Below are 21,462 nucleotides of genomic sequence, written 5' to 3'. Positions count from 1 at the left end.
GTACGTGTCTTTCAACGCTATCTCCAGGGCCTGTCCGTGTCACGGCCGTCCGGCAATTTCTTGCTGACCCGGTGATCGTGATTGTGCTTGATTGATAGCGCTTTGCCCAGGCAAAGGCAACGGCGTAAGATGATCATGCCGAAGCAGGTTCGGGCGCCGACGCAGAGCCCATTCTTGCCTTCTGTGCCCGAAATATCGTCTCCACGATTAACGAAAGCGGGAAACCGATGAAGAAGGGGATGAAGAAGTAAATCACCCGGAATGCGACCAGGGAGCCGATGGACGCCTGATCACCCATGACATGACGTACGGTCGCTTCAAGAACACCCAGGCCGCCCGGCGCGTGCGTTACCAGGATTGCGACATTTGCCAGCGCGAACGCGGTCGCCGCTTTCAGGTAGCTGACATCTGCGTTTGCTGCCATGACTTCGCGAAGGCATGCCGAAACCAACGCAAAATTGACGGTGCCAATAACGACCTGCGCCAGTGCGATTTTCAATGTCGGCATCTGGAACGTCCACGAGCGGATTCTGAGCGGTGCTCTCAAAAGGGCTGCCAGCACCAAGTATCCCGGGACAGTCACTATGCACCCGATCCCGATCATCCTGACAGTGCGCTCACCTAATCGTAGGACCCCGGCAGCGTCTCCCGGATTTAGGATCATGACGATGCCGGACAAAATAGCCATGCCAATGCCGACCGTCACGCCCGACAACAGGACAATCCTGGCGACATCTTCCGTGCTCATCCCCCAGTGCGCGTAGTAGCGGTATCTAAGAGCTCCGCTACTCAATCCCGACATCCCAACACTTTGACCTATCGACAGAGCGATGAATGAAGCGAGGCCGATCTTTGGATAGGCGAGATCGTTCTTGACGTATCGAACACCCGCGCAATCGAACCCTGTAAGGCAGAGATACGAGCCGAGAGCAAAGAGCAGCGCCATCGCGAGATTGTACGCTGGGATCTCGCTGACTGACGCGGAGATGTCGCTGAGCGAATATTCCCGAAACGTATGATAGAGAAGGTATCCAGCGACGCCGAAACCCACGACAAGCATCAGGTAGGTGACTATCTTTTTTCGGGTCATGATCGCTCGCCATTAGAAGATTTCCTTCGAACGGCCATTCGGTCAATTTGGTTCCCTAGAATATGGGAGAGCTCGCTTGCCCAGGTTTCATAGCTTTCGAAAATCAATGGGAAAACGGCGGCAATGGATTGGGACAGGCACCACGACTTAGCTGCTCAAGGAAATCGTCCGCCTGGATCGCTACGCATCCCTGACCGACTGAATCACCGCTTATTCCGGTTGCGGGCAATTCCCATGAGTCACAGAATCTGGTCGAAATGGCTCGATCGATTTTCATGCGATAGGGAAAATGACCAACACAATCAATGAAGAAGAAGAGCGCCGGAGAATACTGTCGAAGCTCGCAGCCGAAAACATGCGGGCCTACGCCCAGCCTGCGTCGCGCTGGGAAGCTGACACGGTCGCGGAAATTCTCGAACTCCGTCGTGTCACCGTGGCGCGACCACCGCGACAGCAATTGCTGGAACTTGGCTTCGAGCCCTACAACTGCCATGTAAACTGCGCGAGGCAAGAGGAACTGGACGAGGACAAAACCAGTCGTCATGTCTCAGGTTGGCTGGTTCTTGGCCACAGTCTCATTTTGCATTCCGTGGTCGAAATGCAAGGCGAATGGTTTTGTCTGACACCGCAGCTGCAGCCAGCCGCTTCGCAATTCCAGTTCATTCCCGACCCCTTTATTGAATGGCGCGATGCACCGGACGGCAGTACCCGCGATCCGTTCCGCAATGGACATCCGGTTTCCAACACACTGCGCAAACACCCGGAATTTTTTATCCGGATGGGCGAGCGCTTCGATGAGCTGATTGCATCCGGCTTGTCGTCGGAGGAAGCCGTCGCCGTCGTCGACGCTACGATCGGCGCCGAACTGCGGCAACAGGAACAGATTTGAAGCACTGCCGAAGTGAATTTTGGCTATGCCTTCTGCGAAGCGAGATAATCCAACAGCGAAATTTGAACTTCGAGCCGTCAGATCCTAGGCACGAAATGGTCCACTAGCTTCCAACTTTCCCCGAATAGGAGCGCTGAAAGGCGCAAAGGTGAGCGCACCAAGATCTCGCCTTTTGAGGCAACTTATGAGAGCATCCCCTTCGCAGCATGGCTTCTTCGAAATCGCTGTCGAGGGGAACGAACATGAAGTTCAAAATGGCAACCGCGGCCATCGTGGCCGCCGCGACGCTCGCAGGGTGCGCTACAACCCAGCCATCAAAAATACAGGCTATCAAGAGTGACCGGATTCAGAGTGTCGTCGACGACATGAAGCGCCAGGTGAGCGTCTATGTCGCCTACCAGAACTCGGAGCAGGGAACCCGGAGCGTGGTCAACGCCTCCGCGACCACGCCCTGCGGGAACGGGCTCATCGACTTCGACATCACATCGGCGAAGCTCGAAATTCTGACGACCCTGGAATCCAGTGCGACAGGCGGCATCGATGTTGGCCCGATCGTGACGAGCGGCGGTCCGACACTATCGGGCGGCGTTGGTGCTGGCCGATCGATCTCCAACACCCAGGAACTCGTTCTCGCAACGGATTTGCTTCCCAACCGGGCATTCGCCTATCCCGGAACGGAAACGGTCCAGAGCGCACCGATTGCGGGGAGCCTGATCAATCTTCGAAACGCACTAATTAAGGCCGGTGAGGTCAAGAACAGGGTGTGCTTCAAGACGACGCCCAACGCGAAGGACGGCAACACCTACAAAATCGCCATCAGCATCGAGGACAGCGCCAACGGCAAGATCGAACTGGGGCTTGCACCGCTTGCGCTGACCGCTTCCGGTGAAACCAAGAGCACAACTGGAAATACGCTGACGGTAGCGTTCGAGCCGCACGTCTTCACCGCGGCCGAAGTCGGAAACGTCCGGCAGCGAGGAAGCCGGGGGAGCAGTCCGGACGTGGGCAAGCAAGGCGTGTTTAGCAACCCTATCACCACGAGTGCGCAGAAATCCGACGGATCAGGCACGTCTTGCCCACAGCGGAGCCTGGCGAAAGACTGCCAAGGGACATTTGGGCAGTCTAACGTCAAGCAGTGACAATCAGTGACAGAATCCTCGCACTGCAGTCCGCCGCCCGACTTAGCGAGGAAGTTGGGCGCCGGACAGGTTTCTTGAAGGTCTCCGGAATACAAATTGCGCTACGCCGATGCGAGACCAAGGATCGTCTCAGTCACTGCTGACAACGGTTCGGTCCTCGGGATCCACGACCACTGCGTACGGCGCCAGCAACCTGGTCAGTCGGGCAGCGTGTCCTTTAGCTGTTCCCGCGCGAACGTCGGCCCCGAGCTGCTGCAGCTCGAATTCGAGCTTCGACGCCGCAGACTTTTCGAGCATCAGGATGATGATGGCGCCGTCCAGTAGCAGGTCGTCTTGCGTTTCCAAATCCGAGTTCCTTTTACAGCGGGCAGGTAGACCAGCGGCCAGGCCCGAAACAGACGTCGCGCTTGATAGCTTTGAGTTGTTCCCGGCGTTAACAGGCGCAACGAATCCTTGTGCCGCTGCCAGCGCAAGGATTCGTACTTGCAGATCTCAAAGCGTTGTTTGGGCTTTGCCTCCGGCTAGCCGGGATCGATTGTCACTCGGGCGCCGGCCCCCGTGCCGAAACACGATACCTCGCACATCACTGCCGAGAATTACGTCGCGACGCTCCAGTTCGGCGACGAGCCGTTCGATCCCGTCCCGGTTCTGCGTGACGATCTCGCAAGCTCTGGCGAGCTGCTCAGAGAGCACGTGCTCCACCTGCCGCCGGACATCGACATCGTTCTCGCGCAATCTCTGAAGTAGATCGGGTGTCGGTGCGTGCGTGTAGACCATCGTCTCCCCCATACCGAACACGGCGATCATGAGGGTGGCCAGATCGGTTGCGAGCTGCAGGTCCGATCCCACGAAGCCTCCGGCTCCATCGAAATGATCACCGTAGAAGACCTTTTCGGCAGCGATGCCACCCAGGAGCATGGCGATCTTATTCAGGTACGACTGCCGACCTCGGAAGGAAGCAGGCGGAACTTCCCATTCAACATATCCCTGCCCCGGTTGCCCGGTCACTTTCTGCCTGACTACGACAAGGAATCTGACTTCAGCAACCGAGAGCGCGAGGCCGACCGCCGCATGACCTGATTCATGAACACTGGCGATCCGTCGCTCCTCGCCCTCAAGCGCCTTCAATGGCGGCACGAGACCCAGGATGTCCGCTGCCCCGACGGGCCGCTTCTGGCGCCTGGCCTGCCGCTTCGCATCCGCAACATACTGTTTGAGGTCGGCGCCGGAACGCCCGACGGTCGCAGTTGCGACGGTCCGGAGATCGTCAGGCCCAATTGTCGCGTTGCCGAGATGAAGTTCGACAATCTGCGCTCTCGTTTCGAGATCGGGAAGCTGCAACGCGAAGTGCCGATCCAGGCGGCCCGGCCTACGGAGCGCGGGGTCGACCTTGTCGGGGTAGTTCGTGGCGCCGACAACGACCACGCCGGGTCGACCGCCGGACCCATCGAGCAGCTCGAGCAGAGCGTTCACGACTTCGATGTTGTAATCCACGTTCTGGCCGACGAACGCCCCTCTGTCCCCAATCGAGTCGATCTCGTCGATAAGCAGAATGGTCGGGCCGTCTAACTCGGCTTCGTGAAACGATCTCCGCATCGCTCGCAGCATGTCTCCAAGATGTCCCTTACTCTGCCATTGAGCTGACGAAGTGGCGATGAAGTTCGCACCGCACGAGCGGGCCAGTGCCGCGGCAAACATGGTCTTCCCGGTACCGGGCGGCCCACTGAGCAGCAGGCCGGAGGACACGTCATCCCATGAAATTCGGTCTTTGCGCCAGTCTTTCAGATCGACGATGAGATCGAGCGCCCACTGCTTTGCGTCGCCGTAACCCTCGAGGTCCTCGATCCGTGGCTCCCAGGGTTTCGGCTTTGAAAACCGAGTGGGCTCCTTTGTCATCGACAGCTTCTCCAACACGACGTCCAGAGATCGTCCCGGCCGAAGTGCCAGGAAGAGCGTGTTTGGCGCATAGGTCGCAAGCTGCCGAGCTGTTTCCAGCGGCATCTGCATCGCAACCGAAGACTTTGCGGCCGCAACGAGGTGCCGTGGATTGATCGGTGCGACATCAACGATTTCATCCAGACCGACAGTGAGTTCGATCGGGATCTCGGCCCCGTCCTCAATGAGCACGACGACGGCGGGCTTATGCCGGGTATTGTAGATCGCATCGGACGCGTCGATGTCCCCTGGCTTCGAAGCGGCTGCAAGAATGGAAATAGCATATCGGTTCCGTCCGACGGACTGCAGGATTGTCTCAGTCGCATCCTTGTAAGCATCGATCCGCGCGGCGGGCGGAAGCCGCAGTCCGAGAAGGCGATCAACCGACAGGAACAGCTTGCCGCGACGCAGCGCGGTTCGGATAGCGCAGGCATAGGTATGGACTTCGAGCGTCGAGGCACGCTCGGCCAGGGAAATGCTTCTCATGGGAAAACCTCAGACGGTGGCGCGGCGGACGATCGTGTCTGGCCCAAGCGGGGCCTCATCGAGATCGACTATGATGAAGCCCTTAAGGATCATCGCAGCGATAGACTGCATCGGCTTGCCGTCCCGGATAGCCGACAGGCTTTCGGCGAGCGTCAGCGAACCGTATTCTTCCAACGCCATCTGGATACGGATCCTGTCGCCCAGCGCCGCCTCCCATCCCGCGTAGCGAAGCAGGTCGCGTGCATTCTGCAATCTTGGTAGTGAAGCGAACTCCGACGTCGAGACGAACTGGTATCGGCAGCCGAGCCGCCGGGCGGCGTCGTGGATCCAAGTCGGAGTTTCCGGGACTGCCCCGACATCGACAAGCACGGTGGCGTTGTCCAGGCACACCTCGAAATCAACGTTGTGCTGATGCGGGTCCTCCGGCCCAACTCCCCCGATGATTGGCTCGGTGACGCAGCGCCATGAGACGACGTCTGCTTCGAGATCGAGGAGGCACGCGTAATCCCGTGCCGCCCGCGATCGGAAAAGCGGTTGGCCCCGGCACTTGAGAGTATGTGTCGGAAAGTATGGTTGGTAGATCGGCAGATCGCAAGCGTCACGGCTCGCAGAATGAGCACGCAAGGTCGTCATGCCCTTCAACTCCATCTGAATACGATATCGGTGGCAACGGGACCCGTCCCGTGATCGGTCAACGTATTCGGCGGGTGGAGAGGTGCTCGGCGCTCATGAGGGAACAGATAGAGAACGCGCCGGGCATAGTCAACCGAAAATTTACCACGATTTACCGATTGCACGCCTCCCGGGAAAGGCCAGAGGCGCACCAGACCTTAAAAAAGTGTCCTGTAACGGTTCAATTCGGTAGCGCCGTTACGAAATTCGGCTGCAGAAACAAAAGGCTAGATCGATGTCGATCGAAACCTTTCCGGGTGTTCTTGTTGCGAATGCGATCGCCGGTTACGCTCCGCTATCGAAAGTGCAGAGAAATGATCAGGGATCGAGGTCGCCGTCGGCAAACGGACCCGGTTTGGCGAACAGCTCCTCCAGCGTTTGCTTCACAGGTTCGAAGGTGATGAGAAATCGGCCGTCAGTGTCGGCAACTCTTTGAGCGCCTAGCGCCTTCGCAGCGTCGAGCACTTCGCGGATGCGTGCTTCGGCATCATCTCTCTGCCAGTCAGAACTTTGTGACGACATCGGTCAGCCTCTCCGTTGGCGACTAGAGTTTGTTCACTGTAACACTGAAATGGAATTGGCCTACTGTTTTTAAAGATCCGCCGCCCGACCGCACAGGAATCTCGCGAAAGACTCGTCGATGCTCTTGATGGACACAGACATTGTCAGCTTCATGGGGAATCCTAAGGCTCCGCCCGGCCTGCGACCGTGGCTGCTTAAGGTAGGCGTCCACCAGCTCGCTCTTTGTTACCCCGTAGTAGCGGAGCTTATGCGGGGAGCGAACCTCAAGCTCAGGGATAATCCCGGGAAGGCGCTGGCGATCGCCGACTGGACGAAGGCATTGATCGCAACGCCCTTCCACTTTCCTGAAATGAACATGGCGGTTGCCATGAAATACGCGGAAATGACCGCTGTGCCGGAACTTCGGCATATGTGGACAGTTCACAGCAATCAGAAAAGCAACAGGCTCGGGCACGACCTGTCTATAGCCGCGGTAGCGATCGTTCATCGGCTCCCGATTATGAGCGGAAATGTCGAAGACTACCTGGCAATTCACCAGATGTTCCCTCTCCCTGGTCTTTACCATCCTCTCAAGGCACGGTGGTTCATCGAGCCCCCGTTTAAGGTCGCCTTGCCGACATTCGATCCGGGAGCCGCCGAGCAGGATGTTGTCACGCTGCCAAGGTTGGTCCGGCGACCTGAACTTCACGCCCCAATGCCGCCGTCAATGTAACTCCTGGCATGCGTTGCATTAGAAAAACCGCCGTGACGAGCGGTTGCATAAAATTGAACTCAACCCCTTTCCGGGACATCAGTATTTCACTGGTACCGGTGCCTCTGAATAGAGGGCACCATATTATGACAATTGGAAATCAAAATCCTGAGCACGACCTTGTTGCTGAAGTTTCGGTTGTGAAGACCAAGGTCTCGAACGCCATGAACCATATGGCTGCAGCCGGCGACCTTATAAGGGGCATGCTGTCGAACAATGACCTTCAGAGCGTCAGTTCACTCTTGTCGATACACTGCGGCCTTGGACCTGACGATATCAGAATCTTGGAGGCCGCATCGAGTCTTCCGAGAGACACTTACAATAAGGTCGCCTGTTTCGCTTCGCCAGAGGGGCTACGCGCGATTGCATTGTCGAATTCCGAGAGACGCGACGAACTTATACGCCTGCAAACTGCCGGTCACGTCGTTGGCAAATCTGGCTCCGAGCGACTTGATCGGCTTCACAGCCCGCTCGACGTCTCCGCAATCGAAGCACAGGCGCGTCGTGACCATCTGCAAGCACACGCTGTTCGCGTCTCATTGTCCGAAATCGAAAAGTTGGAAGCTGCCGCTGAAGATTTGCTCGACGGCGTTTGGAACTTCATTCGCTACTTCGTGCCGGAAGAACCAGATGAAAGGGCGGACATGGCGGCTCGTCCGGGTTATCTGGAAGCCCATGCTGATATTGTAAATGTCGCTCAGTCAGTTCTTCTGAATTTCGATCGGATTATGGGCGAGATCGATTCATCCAGTGATCAACCATTAGACTCTCACCAGCTGCGGCTCGAGAACGCACGCGCCGCGTTGGACCGGTTTGCAAGTGGTCGCTTCGGCCACCCCTTCGGCTTCGCCTTGGACGAAAGCAATAGCGACCTGTTCGCTTTCGATCTGTACGAAGCGCTTGGCTATATATGCCCGACGTATTTCGAAGAAACAAACGTCGAGGCGCATGAAACATCGAAGAAGAAAAAACCGAACGTTGTGGAATTCGGTGCGGGTTGCGGCGGTATGGCACTGGGCTTGATGTCTGCCGGGTTCGACCACCGGGTCCTCTATGAGGACGTTGGCAAGAGAGTGAAGACTCTCCGCGCAAACTGGCCCGAATGGAACGTCGTCAAGAAGGAGTTGTCTGAAGTAGCGGAGCGCTTCTCGCGCGGAAATATCGATCTTTTTGCCGGAACATTGCCGCGCGAGGCATTCCCTCGCAAAGAGAACGAAGCAAGTCAGGCTAAGATGAAGCTGCTCTTGCAACAACTGCGCCTTGCAGTCGGCAATGCGCGACCGCGCGCCTTTCTGTTCGGTTTTCCCGCCAGTGCCGTCTATAAGCCGCATCTCCGGAGCATAGCCGCCTTGGTGGAAGAGCTCTCCTGCTTCGACTACACGATAGAGGTGGTGCGTCTTGAACTGAAGCACTTCGGCCTGCCGCAATCCGGAGAACGCATAGCGATCGTGGGTGTTCGGAAGGACCAGCGCGACGCTTTCGTGCCGCCTGCCCTCGCGGCGCCGGTAGCGCGGGACATACCGCAGGCCCTGGGTGATCTCGTGATCCTGCACGAGACCCCTGCCAACCTGAAGGATTCAGTCGCGCACAAGAGCCCGCAGTATTGGTACGACACATGGGCCATTTACTGGCGCGCCGCCTATGCCGACAAGTTTCTTCCGACCATTCCTGTTTCTACCGAAGTCCGCGGGGAAAGGTGGGGTCTCGACCGGGAAGGATTCGATTCTTCTGAAATTGGCGACGCAGCGCCCGGAGTCGACGATATCAAAGAGGACAAGCACTACAAACCGAAGCTGACGGTGGCGATGGCTGCGCGCGCTCAGGGATTCCCTGACGAGTGGACCTATCAGGCGATCAGTGGTGGGAACATGGACATGATTGCGGAAGCATTTCCGCCGATCCTCGCCAAAGCCCTCGGGCTGAGGCTCTACTCGGTCCTTACCGGGAATCCTGTAGACCTCGATCGTGCGCTTGCCGCTCCCCTTGTCGAAACTTACCGGATTGGTCGCTGGCCTTTGTCGTTGAACTCGCCCGCACTGCCGCCCGCGTTGCGTAGAAAGATGGGGACTTACCAGCGAGTGGGATCTCTCCAATCCAGCATCAATAGCGCAGTTCAACAGATAATTCATCATCCGGACTCGGAAGAGAGCGAAATCGCAATTCTCAAGGACCAGCTGAAGTCGAAGCCGACGGATCGTGTGACTGCTCGCGAGGTTGCTGTTCTTCGGCAATTCGTCGAGTCCTTGGTCAGTCGTCAAAGAGAAGACGAAGCTGGCTATGACGATCCAGAATAAGCTGGCTATGGCGGGCCGGAATGTCCGGCCCGCCATAGCTAATTCCTATCCTCTGCGCTGGTACAGATGTCTCTGTATCCCATCACCACCGGTACTCAGGATTAAAGCTAGCTGCGCGACCTGTGAAGCGGAATGAATGTGGAAGCGGCTGATTTCCTCACCATCTTTATAAAGAGAGCCGCCAATCGAATGACCTAGGGCGAACTGCAGGTGAATCCTTGCACCGTCATGACCAAGGAAGGTGAGCGACTCCATCGGCTCATCAAATTGATTTGGGTATCGCACTACAGCGAGATCAGGAATCTTTCGGCCAATCTGCCAGAAGACATCCGCGAGCATCTCGGAATATACGACGTCTGGTGAAAGAGGATTGATCTCGATAGCGCCCCTTGCTCGGATCTTTTTCCGCAGCCAGGCAAAGCGCGCATCTCCTTCACCTTCGATCTTCTCGACGCTGTCGTCCCACTTCCGCCGGTGACGCCACCCCGTCTTGCCAAGCGGTTTCGTGCGCCAGTCCTCGACACCGAGCACACTCGTGCTCCAGTCGGCCTCGGACTTGCGGGTCTCTCTCTCGCCGTCGAATATGATCGTGAGCGGCGAGAAGGAAAAGGCATCATCGGGACGGTGCGGCCGCTTTGTCTCGAAAAACACCTCGTAGCCGGTGTGCCTGATCGACCGCCCGACGAAAACATCCGTCAGCCCGAGGTCTTTCAACACGGGATCGAGTCCTTCGCGTATCTCATCAAATCTGTTGCGCATGTATTTCGGGATTTCGTTGGGCATTCTGCTCCTCCAGCTTCTGGAGAAGAGGCTCGGCCGCGACCACGCAAGGAACAATGTTGAACCGTCCTCAAGCCGCGCGCCGGTACATGCGCGCGTATACGCGCGATTGGACGACACCGCCTCGACCAACGTCAACGGAACGCGGTGAAAATAAATTCGTGGACATTTTTTCACCGACCGGCTTCTCTAGGTGCAGAGCCGAGCGTCATCTCTCACGGAGATCGATCATGCGCATGACCATAATACCGACAGACCTCCATCGTGGAGCATCGGAGTAGCGGCACCCCGCTTCCGATCTCCGCTGGTACGCCATTTGGTCGGAGATCGATACATGCCATCGCATCGCGCCTTGCCGGTAGAACGGCTTCTGCAAAAAACATCCCGCCAGATAGATTCCCGCAAAGTGCTGCGGGGGCTCACCCGAATTGCTAGTGGAGTTTCAGCCAAACGGAGCTGAACGAATGACGAGCAAGAACGAAGCCAAGCACGCGAACGACACCCACCTGGAGCACCAGGCGGCAGCGGCGGACTATCGCGCCGCAGCTTCTGTCAGCCATCAGGAAATGTCGCCTCGGGTTGGGCACGCCAGCTAGTCGGCAAGCCCCAACTCCCCTCACTCCAAGTTCGACGAAACAAAGAAAAGGAATTGCGCAATGCCGCGCCACGAACACGCACGCCTGCTCGCCAATGAATTTGATCGCCTGCTCAACGAAGCCCACCAGCTGAAATTCGGTCCGGTGAACTCGAATCTGTTCCGAATGAAGATCAAGCAGGCCGACACACTCATGGCCTCACTGTTCGGCGTAGCGATGCGTTCCGCTCAGGAACGTCGCATCTGGGTCAACGGAGCGACACCTCGCGTACTGATGACGGGAACATCGTTCACGTTCGAATACGACGGCGAGTTCGAGTTCGAAGCCTGGCGCCAACTCCGGCAGGCGGCTGAAACGGTGAACGCGCGCCTTCGCGCACTCGGCTTGGCCGAGTGGAAACTCGTATCCCACCGCGCCTTCCGAGAGATGGTCGGAAAGGAAACAGCGCGTATCCGCCGGTCCCGCCAGACCGCCGTCGGCGACAAACTTGCAGCCTGATCACATCAACATAAGGAGCATGAAAATGGACATCGAAGATCTTGCATTCTCACTGGCACGCGCTGCTTTCGCGACCGCCGCCAACGCGACCGACCACGATCCGGCGGTATCGCGACCGGGAGAATATGCGCGCTGCGAACTCGCGCTTCTGAGCGATGCGGTCTCATCAGTGGAAGAGTATCCGGACCGCGCCTACGAAATCTGGAGCGCAATCTTCTCCATCGTCTGCGAGCTCAACGATCACCTCGCTGCATTGGAAGCACCGCTCCTGAACTTCGTCACCTACGAGGCCTTCAAAACCTGGGTCAAACCTCAGCATGGCCGCGCCCACGCCTTCGACGCCTGAATGGCGAAATCAAACTTGGAAAGGAACTCCGATGAGTGTTTTTCGTAACGACGAACTTAGCCGCGCATTCGATGCGGCATTGGCCGAGATCTCCGCACCCAGACACGGTTGGGATCTGAAAGCAACGATTGTGACTCCCTCGGAGATCGGGGAGCTCATGCGCAAGACGGTGATCATGACCTATAGGCCCTGGGGAAACCGCCCTTCTGCCTTCGACAACCTGCGTCGACACTTTGCCAACTGAATCTGTCAGAAAGGAAACTAAAATGATGGACCGTGAAAAACTCACCGCCGCGCTGAACGAAGTTCGCGATCTGCTTCTTGCCAGCGCGATCCCGTTCGATGCACCGGACGACCGCCCGCCGGGTTATGCTGAATTCGAGCGCGACGCTCTCAAGATCTTCATCGGCGACGCCTTGGATTTCCCCAACAGCAAGTGGAATGTCTGGAAGGTGATGGCTGATGAGATCATCAAGTTCAACGCCATCCAGCGCAGAGACGGCGCCCATGAGTTTCGCCTCATATCTTTCGATGGGTTCCTTCGGAAGATCGAGGAAGCAGAACGTAACCGCCAGTAAGTAGCGCCAGCCACCGGAACTCGAATCCGGCGCGGCGGCAACCCAACCCCATCACAATCGGCGCAGCGTCGCCTCGGTCTCACCGGGGATCGCCGACGCGCGTCCTCAGACTGAGGAGAAGGCAATGACTCTCGCATTCGGCATCGGAAGGCACCTGGAAAAGTACTCAAGAAGCGAAGTCGAAGTACACCGCGAATATGCCCTGCAGTGCGGTCGAAACGGCTACGACGAACTGGCGTCGGCATACATGGCAATGAGGGCCCGGTGTCAGAGCGAGGGTTGCCGCCCATGCTCATCCGACGAATTCCGGAGGCTCGTCCGATCCCGAAACTCCAGTTTTCGCGGACAGCCAGTTCTCTCGCGAGATTGGACGCCGGCACACGAGTACGCGACCAACGCTATCGACCTTTCCCATGAGCACGACGCGCTCACGCATTTCCGGAACCCGCGACGGAGTTGGACCGACCTGCTGCAATGACAGCGAAATCCACCTCGGCCAATTTAGCGAAGGAGAATTATATGTCGGATGCACCGCATCCCCAGCGCGGACCGACCCAGGTTCACCAATCGAACGTTTGCGCTCTCGAACCTTGTTTAAGCCGGGATTGGCGCCTCGTTCGAGGTCCCCCGGTTTCAGACCCCTCCCACTGTTCAGTTTCTTGTTTGAAGGAGTTTTCCATGAACCGTGCATGCCCCCCGAACGTCATTGCCGACATCGTCGGCGAGATCCTTTCCGTAACGAAGCCGGATACCAGGCCGGAAAATTACGTCATGTTCGAAGCCGAGACAGTCACTACGGCATTGGCATCAGCGAGCAAACTTCCCCATCGAGCTTGGACGATCTGGGGCACGATGGCTGTCCACTATAAGGAACTCAATTCGCAGTTCCGTTACAAGGGCGAGCCTGAGCTTCGGCTCATTCCTTTTGCCACGTTCAATCGGCTCGCCTATGCCATCGCACGATCGGAGGCCGCCAATGCGTGAAACGACCCCGCAGCTCCAATTCAACGTTCCTGCCCGCTTCCGAAACGCATCGACGTTCGCATCGATCGATCGTGCGACGGGGACTATCCACCATTTCGAGAGCGCGGCCGAATTGAGAGCGTTCCGCAAAAGGGAGAGCGCGAAGGAAAAGAAGTGGCATCAGGTTCGTCGCGATCTTCCCCGCCTCGGCAAGTAAGCCTTGACCGGTCCCTTCTCTGACACACGCCGCCCCAACACCCGATGGAGTTCTCATGACTGAAACCTCTCTGTTCAAAAAATACATGCAGAAGATGCGACGGGACCCCGAGCAGTCGGCCATCCTCCATCTTTCCAAGGCCGTGCTGAAGAATTCGGTCATCAGGGCTGACCTCGCCGACGGCGAAGCCGGACGCATCGAGGTCGACGAATACATGACCGACCTGCAGAGCCTGCTTGTCAGGAGCGGCATCTGGGACGCGCCGTCGAACCCCGGATCCGAAAAGAAACGGCGCCCCCAGCCACCTCACGGTTTTGGTGAATCCGGGGCGACATCCAATCCGGCAAAGCGGCGCCGCCGCTAGCCAACCAGCAAAGCCAACACCAACCCCGCCGATGCCCAGCCTGCTCCACACGTGGATCGGGAAGGGAGAACTGCGCAAACCGGAGACAAGCATGACACGCATCCGACAGCTCGTCCGATACTTGAAGGAATTGGAATCCGGTTTTGACCGGACCACGGTACCTCTCCCGCGCGAGACGGTTTTCCTGAAACCCGACAACCAGCTTTTGTCAGGTAAAACAGAACCCTTCCCCGCCAATGCTCACGATGAGGATGAGCAATATTCAGAACTCGCCACGGTGCCATGGGTCTGGAAGCCGACCGAGGAAGCCACCCCCAGCCGCTGGTACCCGGCGAGAACGAAGGGACATTCTCGCGGCACCATCACGAACCCGAAGACGCGCTCGGCAATTACCTACGCAAGTACCTACGAGATGAATCTCGCGTACATGCTTTGCGCATCGAGGCATGTCACCAAGGTCGAAGACCAGCCGGAAGCCATCATCGTTCCCCGCAACGACGGTGACAAGAAGCACACGGTCGACTTCCGGGCCACGCTGGCGAGCGGCTACCGCATCGTAATTGGCGTCAGACCCTCCTGGCAGCTCGACAAGGATGACCTCCGCCACACGATCGAGCGGATCAATGCAGGGGCGCTCTCCGGCTTCGCCGACGAAGCGATCATCTTGACCGAACGCGAGATCACCGGCGAACGCGGCTGGAACGCCAAAAGTGTGCTCCACGGGCTCAAAGGGTCGGCAGCCGACGATAACGCTCGGCTCGCCGACTACGCATCGAAGTTTCACGGCACCGTACCGATCCGGACGCTGATGACCGTCTTCGACTGCACTGCAGCGGCATGGAATGCCGTCTGGTGCCTGATCCACGACGAGATCCTCTTGCCTGCCCGTCCAGACCTCAAGCTCGTGGACGCCCCCTTCGTACGCTTCAACCACAACAAGTGAAAGGAAATACCATGCAGACCAACCTTGCCTCCATTCTCGCCATGCAGCACGGCTCCATCCAGACTCCCTATCATCGTCTGCCGGTGAAGGCCCGGGTCCGCGACCGTGGCATCGACTACTGCGTCCACCATTGCGATCGCAACGGCGCCGCACTGCATCGCATGGACGAGACCGACGCCACTGTCACCTACAGTCAGGTCGACATCGCCGAAGCCCTCAATCGTCCCGACAACCCGATGACCGTCGAGAAGGGCTACTACGACGAGACCAGGGCGAAGTCGCGTATCGCGGGAGCCGACACTCTCAGCGCCTTGAATCCGCGCGAGCAGGAAGACGTCATCATGAAGGAATTCTTCGTGCGCGACTTCTTCCGAATGAAGGCCGAGTACAGGGAGCAATGCAGGCTCGCGCGGATCGATGGCATGCCGCTGCCGCTGGCCGTGAGCAAAACGCGGGAATCACTTCTCCGGATCATCCCGGTCATTGCGAGACGGTGGAGGGACCTGCAGGTCGGCAACTCCAAGGCCACCTACCGGATGACCCGCGCCGTGCGGCTCGAAGAGCCGAGTCCCTCCACTCTCAAGCGGTGGATCCGGACCATGGAAGAGCACGAATTCAACGCGCTTTCCCTGCGAAACAAGTATCGCGGCGAGCGGCCGGAGCACTTCACGCCGGACGAACTCATTCATTTGAACACTGCGGTCGCGAGCGCCTGCTCGCAGACGGACCCCGATCTTGCCGACATTCATCGGGTGATGGTCAAGGCCATGGAAGCTGAGAACACCATGCGCAACGCCGACGAGCAGCTCCGCATCCCGTGCGAGAATACTCTTCGAGCTCGCTACAGCGACCTTCCCGAAATGAAGCGCGATCTGGCGCGTGACGGGAAGAACACCGCGAAGCGCAAGTGGCAGCCGGAGTTCGGGGGCATTGACGTTGTACGTGCTGGTGAGCGCGTCGAGATCGACGACCACGAAACCGACCTCCAGACGCTCCTCGCTAAGATCGGTGTCTGGAAAATGATGTCGAAGTCGGAGCGGGCCAAGGTGAAACGTGTCCGCCTATGGATTTCGGCAGCAATCGACGTTGCTTCGCGGAGCCTGCTTGCACTTCACGTTAGTTCGCAGCCTCCTTCGATCAAGTCGGCGATGACGGTCCTTGAAATGGCGACCCGTGACAAGTCCGACATTGCTCGTCGCCTTGGCTGCAAGTCGAGATGGGAGCAGAACTGCACGATCGAAACCGTCGCCGTCGACAGCGCGACGTATTTCACCAACAGGCAGTTCCGGGTCGCAGTCAACGATATGGGCACCGACCTTTTTCTGCCACCTGCCGGCGAAGCCAACTGGCGCGGGTTCGTAGAACGTCTTTTCGGGACCTACTCGCATCAGATGTTCAACTACTACAGCGGGCGGACATGGAGTTCGCCGGAAGAAAAGGGCGATTACGACGCCGAGGCATTCGCTGCTGCAGTCGCCGACCAGGTGGCGGAATGCAGCATTCGCTGGGCTGTCGATGCTTACCACAACGCTCCGCACACCGAGCTCAACGAAGCCACGCCGTGCGATCGCTGGCTGGAGCTTAGCCGCGACTACGGCGTAATGCCGGGTCCGACAGGTGCGCTTCGAACGCATCTGTTCGGGACCTACATCAAACGCACGATCTCAAAGAAGGGCATCCGCATCGCGGGCTTGTACTACCAGAGCAAAGAACTGCAGAAGATCCGACGCAAGCTCAAGTCGACACCAGTCGTGGGCCGGGTCAACAACCACAACCTGGGTGCGGCATCCGTTTGGACCGATGGCGGCTGGATCGAGGTCCCTTGCATGCACAAGGAGCTCGACGGCGTGACCATCTGGCAGTGGCTTGCGACAGTCGAACGCCTTCGTCTCTTCAACACCGAGAACGCCAAGGTGTCTCGCGAGACCATGATGGCAACATTCGTCTGGCTCAAGCAGCAGGCGGAAATGGCATGGCTCGAGTCAGGCTTGGTGAGCCCGATCCTGACCGACGAAGACTATGTCCGGTTTGAAAAGAGCATGGATCACCTTTTCGACATCGTCGACAAGCCGCTCGAGGGAGAGCTCCGTCCGGAAGGCGAATGGCACCCCTCCGACCAGCTGTTCACCGCTCTTGGCATTCAGCCCGTCGTCTACGCGAAGACCAAGAAGTCCGTGAAGGAAATGCAGGAGGAAGCCGAGGCCGGCGGCCGTCCGCAGATCGGCACCATGCCGACGCAGCAGCCGGCCCCCACGCCGGCGGCCGAAGTGACCAACAACGATGAACTGACCGTCGTCAGCCGCATCTCCAATGACATCTTCAACGAGGAATAAGCAACATGACCCAGCTTGAAAAAGATATCGACGCCAAGCGCAGCCAGGCAGCCATCGAACGCGTCCGCCGACAGGTGGCAGAAAAGCGCCTCGCAATCGCAGACCGTGTTGCAGTACTTTATGACGAGTACATCACGCTCGACCGCGACCCTCTCCTGCGAGAAGCGTTCATGGCCTCGGTGGCAAGCGTGACGACCCCCATCACGGGCAAGCCGGACAAGCGGCGCATCGTGGCCGTGACGGGGCGCTCCGGCGCCGGTAAGACCACTGCGATCATGAAGCATATCGCTAACACGAAGGCGATGCGCTCCTACCTCGACGACGACGGCGTGATGATCCACCCCGTTATCTGCATGGAGGCACCGTCGCCCTGCACGCCCCGTCTTCTGGCGATCGCAGGGCTTGAAGCACTCGGCCACCCGCCGCGTGAAACCATCCGTGAAAACGAGGCTTGGCTTCTCTTCCGCAGACTGCTGAAGGTCCACAAAGTCATGTGGGTGTTCATTGACGAAGCCCAGAATGCGATCGAGACCGCATCGGTACGTGAGGCCACGGTGATCGGAGACGCCTTCAAGTCGCTGACCCAGATGCCTGACTGGCCAGTGAGGCTGATCCTGGCGGGTGTCCCTCCCCTCGCTAGCTTTCTCGCTCGCCGGCAGCTCTATAATCGACGTACCGTGATCCCGTTCGATACTCTCGATGCGGAAGGAAACGAGATGGTGACCGTCGACGTGCTGAGGATCATCGTCGAGAAGCACGCCAAGATGGAGCTTCGCGTCGACCTCGAATTGGATCCGAACGCATCGGCGACAAGCGAAACCGACGACGATGCTACGGACGAGGACGACGAAACCCCTGTCGCGACGAATAAGAAGAAGCGCTTCATCGCCCGCCTCGTGCATGCCTGCGAGGGAGAGTTTGGATCTGTCGTTCAGATGATCCGCGCGGCAGTGGAAGTTGCTATCCAGGCGGGACGTGATTTCGTCACCGAAGAAGACTTCGTGAAAACCTATGCATCCTTCTCCGGTTGCCGCCCTTCGAAGAATGTGTTCAAGGCCGCCAACTGGGAGGAGCTCGATCCGGTGACGGCTCTGTTCAGAGATGAAGACAGGGCGTGGGAAGCCGAACGTCTCAATTCCAAAGGCAAGCGCGGCACCAAGTTCGGAGTCCGCCCTCAGTGAACCGTCTTGCAGAACTTCTACCATTCAACGCTGGCGAGTCTCTCGCCAGCCATTCCTCCCGCCTCGCCGCCGCATGCGGATACTCGGAAGCAAGGTCGTTCGCGACGGATCACCGCTTCACCTTCCAGGGACTGGCGAACGGCAACCCTGATGATCTGGCGGTATACTCTGATCTTTTGGACGTCTCGCTGAAATCGCTCTCTCCAGGCGGTATTTCGCGAGATGGGACAGTGGTCGAACTGCCGGGAGGTAACAGGCTCTGGTATACACAGATGGAACAGTCCCGGATCCGCTTCTGCCCGTTCTGCGTTCGAGAGGATGAGCACGAGGCCGGGGGTCGTAGAGGGTTTCGGTCCTTCGGGCGCATGGCCTGGCAGATCCTGCCTTTCAGAGCATGTCCGCGGCATGATGTCAGGCTCATCACTGGAGCTCCAGTTGAGAACCACAAGTTTTATAGAGACTTCGCTGCAAACCTCCGCAGGGAAATCAGCCTCCTCGACAGGAAAATGGCTGATGCAGAGAAAGCACTGCCGGACCGATTGCAGCGATATATTGGCGCGCGTCTTACGGGCCAGACGACCGGGTCGCCTTGGCTGGACACCATGCCAGTTTACATGGCGATCAAGGCCTGCGAAGTGATCGGCGCGTGCGAGCGGCACGGAACGGGGTACAACAGCAAGGGGTTCGATGACCGCGAGTGGTCGTCTTGCACCGATGCCGGGTACGAGATCCTGCTCGGCGGCGAGAGCGGCTTGCGAGCGTTTCTGATTGAAATCTTCGACAGGACCCTCGTCGAGAAAAGGAATACACAGGGTCGGGCAGTGTTCGACTTCCTCGACACGAAGCTGGCGCCTCGTACTTTCGATGAGGCCTACGTTCCCATCCGAAATGTCATCAGAGAGGTTGCGCTGAATCTGATCCCAGTAGGCCCGGGCGACGATCTCCTCGGGCCTGTGACCGAACGTCGTTTCCATTCAATTGAGACTGCTTCCCAAGAGCTCGGCATCAACGGAACCAGGTTGCGGCGGAAGCTTATCTCCGCCGGACTCATTCGGCCAGGTTCAATGGAGACGACGCTGAGGAAGACACTGATCGCTCCTTCCGTCCTTCAAGCTCTCGGGATCACGAAAACAGAGAAAGCGCCCGCGACAAAAAAGTCCCTCACGGGCTTTAGCGGGGACAAGGCCGCGACGTACGTGGGCGCCGAGCCTTACCAGTTCCTAGTCCTCGTGCGCTATGGATTTATCGCAAGGGATCCGGATCAGCCGTCAACCGATCGCAGGCATCGTCAGCATAACCTGGACGCCTTCATGGACCGCATCAAAAATGTGGTTACCGCCGATGATGAACCTGGCCTTGAATGTTTCTCGGAATGCGCCCGGCTCACAGGCGAAACACTCGGAAACATTGTAGAGGTACTCTTGGCGGGATCGCTGAAGACTGTCGCTTTAGCAGCTGATGAAATCGGACTTGCAGCAGTAAGGCTCCGGCCAAGGGAAGTCAGTGAATGCCTATCTCCTGCCGCCAAATCCAAGGGCTGAGGTCCCAATCTTTCTCTCGAACAGCCGGGTTTACGACCCGGCTTTTCTTTTGCTGGATATCTATGGCCACTTTTGGCTTGGAAACAGGCCAATGGTGATTGCGTTTTGCGAATTCCATAGGCTAAAATCAATAGGTTACGGGTGTTTAGGACAGGACTTCCGTGCTTTTCTCAGATACACAAGCAAGACAGTGCTCAAGAAAGACGGTCATGCGGTATCTTCGATCAGGGCCGCGGCGTCAGACCCAGGAACCGGGCGTTGCGCGCGGCAAAACGGTTGGTTTGCGATCCGGAGAAATCGCCGACCGGAATATCCGCGTCATCCTGGAGGCGATCCGCCGACATGGGCCGCTAACGCGGATGGAGCTTGGCCAGCACTCCGGACTGACCGGCCCGGGGATCACCAACATCCTTCGCCGCCTCGGCGAGGAGGGCCTCGTGACCTCGAACCGGCGCAATGGCGCGGGCGGCGGGGCGGCCGCTGCCGAATTCGCATTGCGCCCCGGAGGCGCCTTCTCGATCGGCATCAGGATCCGTGAACGCCGCTGCGAAGCGGTGCTGATCGATCTCAGCGGCCAGGTGCATGACCGCGCCTATTTCCAGCCTGATCCGGCTGCCATGGTGACGTCCGTCCATAGCGCCATCAAGGAAATGATGGACCGCCACGCGGCTTTGCCGATCATCGGTGCAGGCATCGGCTCGAATATCTGGACGGACGAGCAAAACGAGCAGCTTGCCGCGCTTTCCGGCCTTCCGAAACCCGAAGTCGAAAACGAATGCACCGCCAGCCTGCTGGCCGAGCGCACGATCGGTAGCCCGGCAACCGTGGGCGGCCTCGCGATGATCATTCTCGATGAGGACGTCCAGGCCGGCTTCCTCGTCCGCGGCGCGCCCTATTCCGGCGTTCATGGCAGGGCGGGCGGCATTGGCGAAATGCTGACCGGTCCCGACAATGTCAGGCTGAACAGCGTGGCCGGGTTCGGCGCACTGCGCGCCGCTGTTGGCAGCGAGACATTTGCACGCGTTCTTGAGGATGGCGAGACCTCCCCGCCCGAACTCGCTCAGTGGATCCGCGATGCCGCAAGCCATCTGCTCGACCCGATCATCGCGATCGCCGGATTCGTCGCCCCGAGCGTCATCATGATCGGCAGCGATCTGCCGCGCGCTACCATCGAGGCGCTGATCCACCAATTGTCGGTGGAGCGCCGCGATACCTCGAAGCGCCCGTTTCTAACGCCGTGGATCTCGCCGATGAAACCGGCCAGCTTCAGCGGCGGCGGCATTGCGCTCGGAGCGGCATTGCTGCCGTTCCTCAACACCCTGCTGCCGCCGGTTTCGGCCTGAT

23 protein-coding genes are annotated in these 21,462 nt (G+C 58.4%); 17 read left to right on the top strand and 6 right to left on the bottom strand.

Translation table 11 applies throughout. From position 1 onward, the window contains the following. Positions 1-133: 133 nt before the first annotated feature. Positions 134-1,090: a lysylphosphatidylglycerol synthase transmembrane domain-containing protein gene (locus AC1DNK_RS21735; RefSeq protein ID WP_477943282.1), complete on the bottom strand. Its 957-nt coding sequence runs from the start codon at positions 1,088-1,090 to the stop codon at positions 134-136. Positions 1,091-1,379: 289 nt separating this feature from the next. On the opposite strand from AC1DNK_RS21735, the gene AC1DNK_RS21730 reads away from it, so the two are divergent. Then, positions 1,380-1,979 (top strand): hypothetical protein, encoded by a 600-nt coding sequence (locus AC1DNK_RS21730; RefSeq protein WP_477943281.1) that lies wholly within the window; start codon positions 1,380-1,382, stop codon positions 1,977-1,979. Positions 1,980-2,221: 242 nt separating this feature from the next. Continuing rightward, positions 2,222-3,118 carry a hypothetical protein gene (locus AC1DNK_RS21725; protein ID WP_477943280.1) on the top strand — a complete coding sequence of 299 codons (897 nt, stop codon included), beginning with the start codon at positions 2,222-2,224 and terminating at the stop codon, positions 3,116-3,118. Positions 3,119-3,247: 129 nt separating this feature from the next. Here AC1DNK_RS21725 and AC1DNK_RS21720 read toward each other — a convergent pair whose 3' ends face one another. The 4 genes from AC1DNK_RS21720 to AC1DNK_RS21705 all read right to left on the bottom strand — a co-directional run bounded on the left by AC1DNK_RS21720 (position 3,248) and on the right by AC1DNK_RS21705 (position 6,733). Beyond that, positions 3,248-3,463, bottom strand: a complete 216-nt coding sequence (locus tag AC1DNK_RS21720) for a hypothetical protein (RefSeq protein WP_477943279.1) — start codon at positions 3,461-3,463, stop codon at positions 3,248-3,250. Between the two features lie 147 nt (positions 3,464-3,610). After that, positions 3,611-5,539 carry an AAA family ATPase gene (locus AC1DNK_RS21715; protein ID WP_477943278.1) on the bottom strand — a complete coding sequence of 643 codons (1,929 nt, stop codon included), beginning with the start codon at positions 5,537-5,539 and terminating at the stop codon, positions 3,611-3,613. A gap of 9 nt (positions 5,540-5,548) precedes the next feature. Further along, positions 5,549-5,929, bottom strand: coding sequence for a hypothetical protein (locus AC1DNK_RS21710; protein WP_477943277.1), 381 nt, complete (start codon positions 5,927-5,929; stop codon positions 5,549-5,551). Between the two features lie 600 nt (positions 5,930-6,529). Next, a complete protein-coding gene (locus tag AC1DNK_RS21705; RefSeq protein WP_477943276.1) occupies positions 6,530-6,733 on the bottom strand; it encodes a hypothetical protein in 204 nt (67 codons plus the stop codon). Between the two features lie 127 nt (positions 6,734-6,860). Here AC1DNK_RS21705 and AC1DNK_RS21700 point away from each other — a divergent pair, with 127 nt between their 5' ends. Both AC1DNK_RS21700 and AC1DNK_RS21695 read left to right on the top strand, forming a co-directional pair. Next, positions 6,861-7,445: a type II toxin-antitoxin system VapC family toxin gene (locus AC1DNK_RS21700; RefSeq protein WP_477943275.1), complete on the top strand. Its 585-nt coding sequence runs from the start codon at positions 6,861-6,863 to the stop codon at positions 7,443-7,445. Positions 7,446-7,570: 125 nt separating this feature from the next. After that, a complete protein-coding gene (locus tag AC1DNK_RS21695) occupies positions 7,571-9,778 on the top strand; it encodes a DNA cytosine methyltransferase (protein ID WP_477943274.1) in 2,208 nt (735 codons plus the stop codon). A gap of 45 nt (positions 9,779-9,823) precedes the next feature. On the opposite strand, the gene AC1DNK_RS21690 is transcribed toward AC1DNK_RS21695, so the two are convergent. Continuing rightward, positions 9,824-10,561 (bottom strand): hypothetical protein, encoded by a 738-nt coding sequence (locus AC1DNK_RS21690; protein ID WP_477943273.1) that lies wholly within the window; start codon positions 10,559-10,561, stop codon positions 9,824-9,826. Between the two features lie 461 nt (positions 10,562-11,022). Here AC1DNK_RS21690 and AC1DNK_RS21685 point away from each other — a divergent pair, with 461 nt between their 5' ends. From AC1DNK_RS21685 to AC1DNK_RS21625, 13 genes are all read left to right on the top strand, one after another. Next, positions 11,023-11,154, top strand: a complete 132-nt coding sequence (locus tag AC1DNK_RS21685) for a hypothetical protein (protein WP_477943272.1) — start codon at positions 11,023-11,025, stop codon at positions 11,152-11,154. A gap of 60 nt (positions 11,155-11,214) precedes the next feature. Next, positions 11,215-11,652: a hypothetical protein gene (locus AC1DNK_RS21680; protein WP_477943271.1), complete on the top strand. Its 438-nt coding sequence runs from the start codon at positions 11,215-11,217 to the stop codon at positions 11,650-11,652. 25 nt (positions 11,653-11,677) lie between these two features. Next, entirely contained in the window at positions 11,678-11,998 is a 321-nt protein-coding gene (locus tag AC1DNK_RS21675) for a hypothetical protein (RefSeq protein WP_477943270.1), read from the top strand. A 31-nt stretch (positions 11,999-12,029) separates the two neighbouring features. Continuing rightward, positions 12,030-12,242 (top strand): hypothetical protein, encoded by a 213-nt coding sequence (locus AC1DNK_RS21670; RefSeq protein ID WP_477943269.1) that lies wholly within the window; start codon positions 12,030-12,032, stop codon positions 12,240-12,242. Between the two features lie 22 nt (positions 12,243-12,264). After that, positions 12,265-12,576, top strand: a complete 312-nt coding sequence (locus AC1DNK_RS21665) for a hypothetical protein (RefSeq protein WP_477943268.1) — start codon at positions 12,265-12,267, stop codon at positions 12,574-12,576. 678 nt (positions 12,577-13,254) lie between these two features. After that, the gene (locus AC1DNK_RS21660; protein ID WP_477943267.1) at positions 13,255-13,560 is read left to right on the top strand and encodes a hypothetical protein; all 306 of its coding nucleotides are present in this window, start codon (positions 13,255-13,257) and stop codon (positions 13,558-13,560) included. Further along, positions 13,553-13,756, top strand: coding sequence for a hypothetical protein (locus tag AC1DNK_RS21655; RefSeq protein WP_477943266.1), 204 nt, complete (start codon positions 13,553-13,555; stop codon positions 13,754-13,756). The genes AC1DNK_RS21660 and AC1DNK_RS21655 overlap by 8 nt, the downstream gene beginning before the upstream one ends. Before the next feature lie 55 nt (positions 13,757-13,811). Further along, positions 13,812-14,120, top strand: coding sequence for a hypothetical protein (locus tag AC1DNK_RS21650; protein WP_477943265.1), 309 nt, complete (start codon positions 13,812-13,814; stop codon positions 14,118-14,120). Positions 14,121-14,211: 91 nt separating this feature from the next. After that, complete coding sequence (locus tag AC1DNK_RS21645; protein ID WP_477943264.1) at positions 14,212-15,063, top strand: hypothetical protein; 852 nt, start codon at positions 14,212-14,214, stop codon at positions 15,061-15,063. An 11-nt stretch (positions 15,064-15,074) separates the two neighbouring features. Then, positions 15,075-17,396, top strand: a complete 2,322-nt coding sequence (locus AC1DNK_RS21640; RefSeq protein WP_477943263.1) for a Mu transposase C-terminal domain-containing protein — start codon at positions 15,075-15,077, stop codon at positions 17,394-17,396. 5 nt (positions 17,397-17,401) lie between these two features. Further along, a complete protein-coding gene (locus AC1DNK_RS21635) occupies positions 17,402-18,577 on the top strand; it encodes an ATP-binding protein (RefSeq protein ID WP_477943262.1) in 1,176 nt (391 codons plus the stop codon). Continuing rightward, positions 18,574-20,118: a TniQ family protein gene (locus tag AC1DNK_RS21630; RefSeq protein ID WP_477943261.1), complete on the top strand. Its 1,545-nt coding sequence runs from the start codon at positions 18,574-18,576 to the stop codon at positions 20,116-20,118. The genes AC1DNK_RS21635 and AC1DNK_RS21630 overlap by 4 nt, the downstream gene beginning before the upstream one ends. A 209-nt stretch (positions 20,119-20,327) precedes the next feature. Further along, positions 20,328-21,461 (top strand): ROK family protein, encoded by a 1,134-nt coding sequence (locus AC1DNK_RS21625; RefSeq protein WP_477943260.1) that lies wholly within the window; start codon positions 20,328-20,330, stop codon positions 21,459-21,461. Position 21,462 lies beyond the last annotated feature (1 nt).

Source organism: Rhizobium sp. 01N424 (assembly GCF_056399485.1).
Note: the sequence above shows the minus strand (reverse complement) of the source record. Positions and strands in the feature narration are given on the sequence as shown.

Bases quoted from the DNA above. Each gene is read 5' to 3' on its own strand.
- AC1DNK_RS21695 (WP_477943274.1), top strand. From the start codon at position 7,571: ATGACAATTGGAAATCAAAATCCTGAGCACGACCTTGTTGCTGAAGTT.
- AC1DNK_RS21650 (WP_477943265.1), top strand. From the start codon at position 13,812: ATGACTGAAACCTCTCTGTTCAAAAAATACATGCAGAAGATGCGACGG.
- AC1DNK_RS21675 (WP_477943270.1), top strand. From the start codon at position 11,678: ATGGACATCGAAGATCTTGCATTCTCACTGGCACGCGCTGCTTTCGCG.
- AC1DNK_RS21665 (WP_477943268.1), top strand. From the start codon at position 12,265: ATGATGGACCGTGAAAAACTCACCGCCGCGCTGAACGAAGTTCGCGAT.
- AC1DNK_RS21735 (WP_477943282.1), bottom strand. From the start codon at position 1,090: ATGACCCGAAAAAAGATAGTCACCTACCTGATGCTTGTCGTGGGTTTC.
- AC1DNK_RS21690 (WP_477943273.1), bottom strand. From the start codon at position 10,561: ATGCCCAACGAAATCCCGAAATACATGCGCAACAGATTTGATGAGATA.
- AC1DNK_RS21655 (WP_477943266.1), top strand. From the start codon at position 13,553: ATGCGTGAAACGACCCCGCAGCTCCAATTCAACGTTCCTGCCCGCTTC.
- AC1DNK_RS21685 (WP_477943272.1), top strand. From the start codon at position 11,023: ATGACGAGCAAGAACGAAGCCAAGCACGCGAACGACACCCACCTGGAG.
- AC1DNK_RS21700 (WP_477943275.1), top strand. From the start codon at position 6,861: ATGGACACAGACATTGTCAGCTTCATGGGGAATCCTAAGGCTCCGCCC.
- AC1DNK_RS21625 (WP_477943260.1), top strand. From the start codon at position 20,328: ATGCGGTATCTTCGATCAGGGCCGCGGCGTCAGACCCAGGAACCGGGC.
- AC1DNK_RS21680 (WP_477943271.1), top strand. From the start codon at position 11,215: ATGCCGCGCCACGAACACGCACGCCTGCTCGCCAATGAATTTGATCGC.
- AC1DNK_RS21715 (WP_477943278.1), bottom strand. From the start codon at position 5,539: ATGAGAAGCATTTCCCTGGCCGAGCGTGCCTCGACGCTCGAAGTCCAT.
- AC1DNK_RS21640 (WP_477943263.1), top strand. From the start codon at position 15,075: ATGCAGACCAACCTTGCCTCCATTCTCGCCATGCAGCACGGCTCCATC.
- AC1DNK_RS21730 (WP_477943281.1), top strand. From the start codon at position 1,380: ATGACCAACACAATCAATGAAGAAGAAGAGCGCCGGAGAATACTGTCG.
- AC1DNK_RS21725 (WP_477943280.1), top strand. From the start codon at position 2,222: ATGAAGTTCAAAATGGCAACCGCGGCCATCGTGGCCGCCGCGACGCTC.
- AC1DNK_RS21660 (WP_477943267.1), top strand. From the start codon at position 13,255: ATGAACCGTGCATGCCCCCCGAACGTCATTGCCGACATCGTCGGCGAG.
- AC1DNK_RS21670 (WP_477943269.1), top strand. From the start codon at position 12,030: ATGAGTGTTTTTCGTAACGACGAACTTAGCCGCGCATTCGATGCGGCA.
- AC1DNK_RS21645 (WP_477943264.1), top strand. From the start codon at position 14,212: ATGACACGCATCCGACAGCTCGTCCGATACTTGAAGGAATTGGAATCC.
- AC1DNK_RS21635 (WP_477943262.1), top strand. From the start codon at position 17,402: ATGACCCAGCTTGAAAAAGATATCGACGCCAAGCGCAGCCAGGCAGCC.
- AC1DNK_RS21705 (WP_477943276.1), bottom strand. From the start codon at position 6,733: ATGTCGTCACAAAGTTCTGACTGGCAGAGAGATGATGCCGAAGCACGC.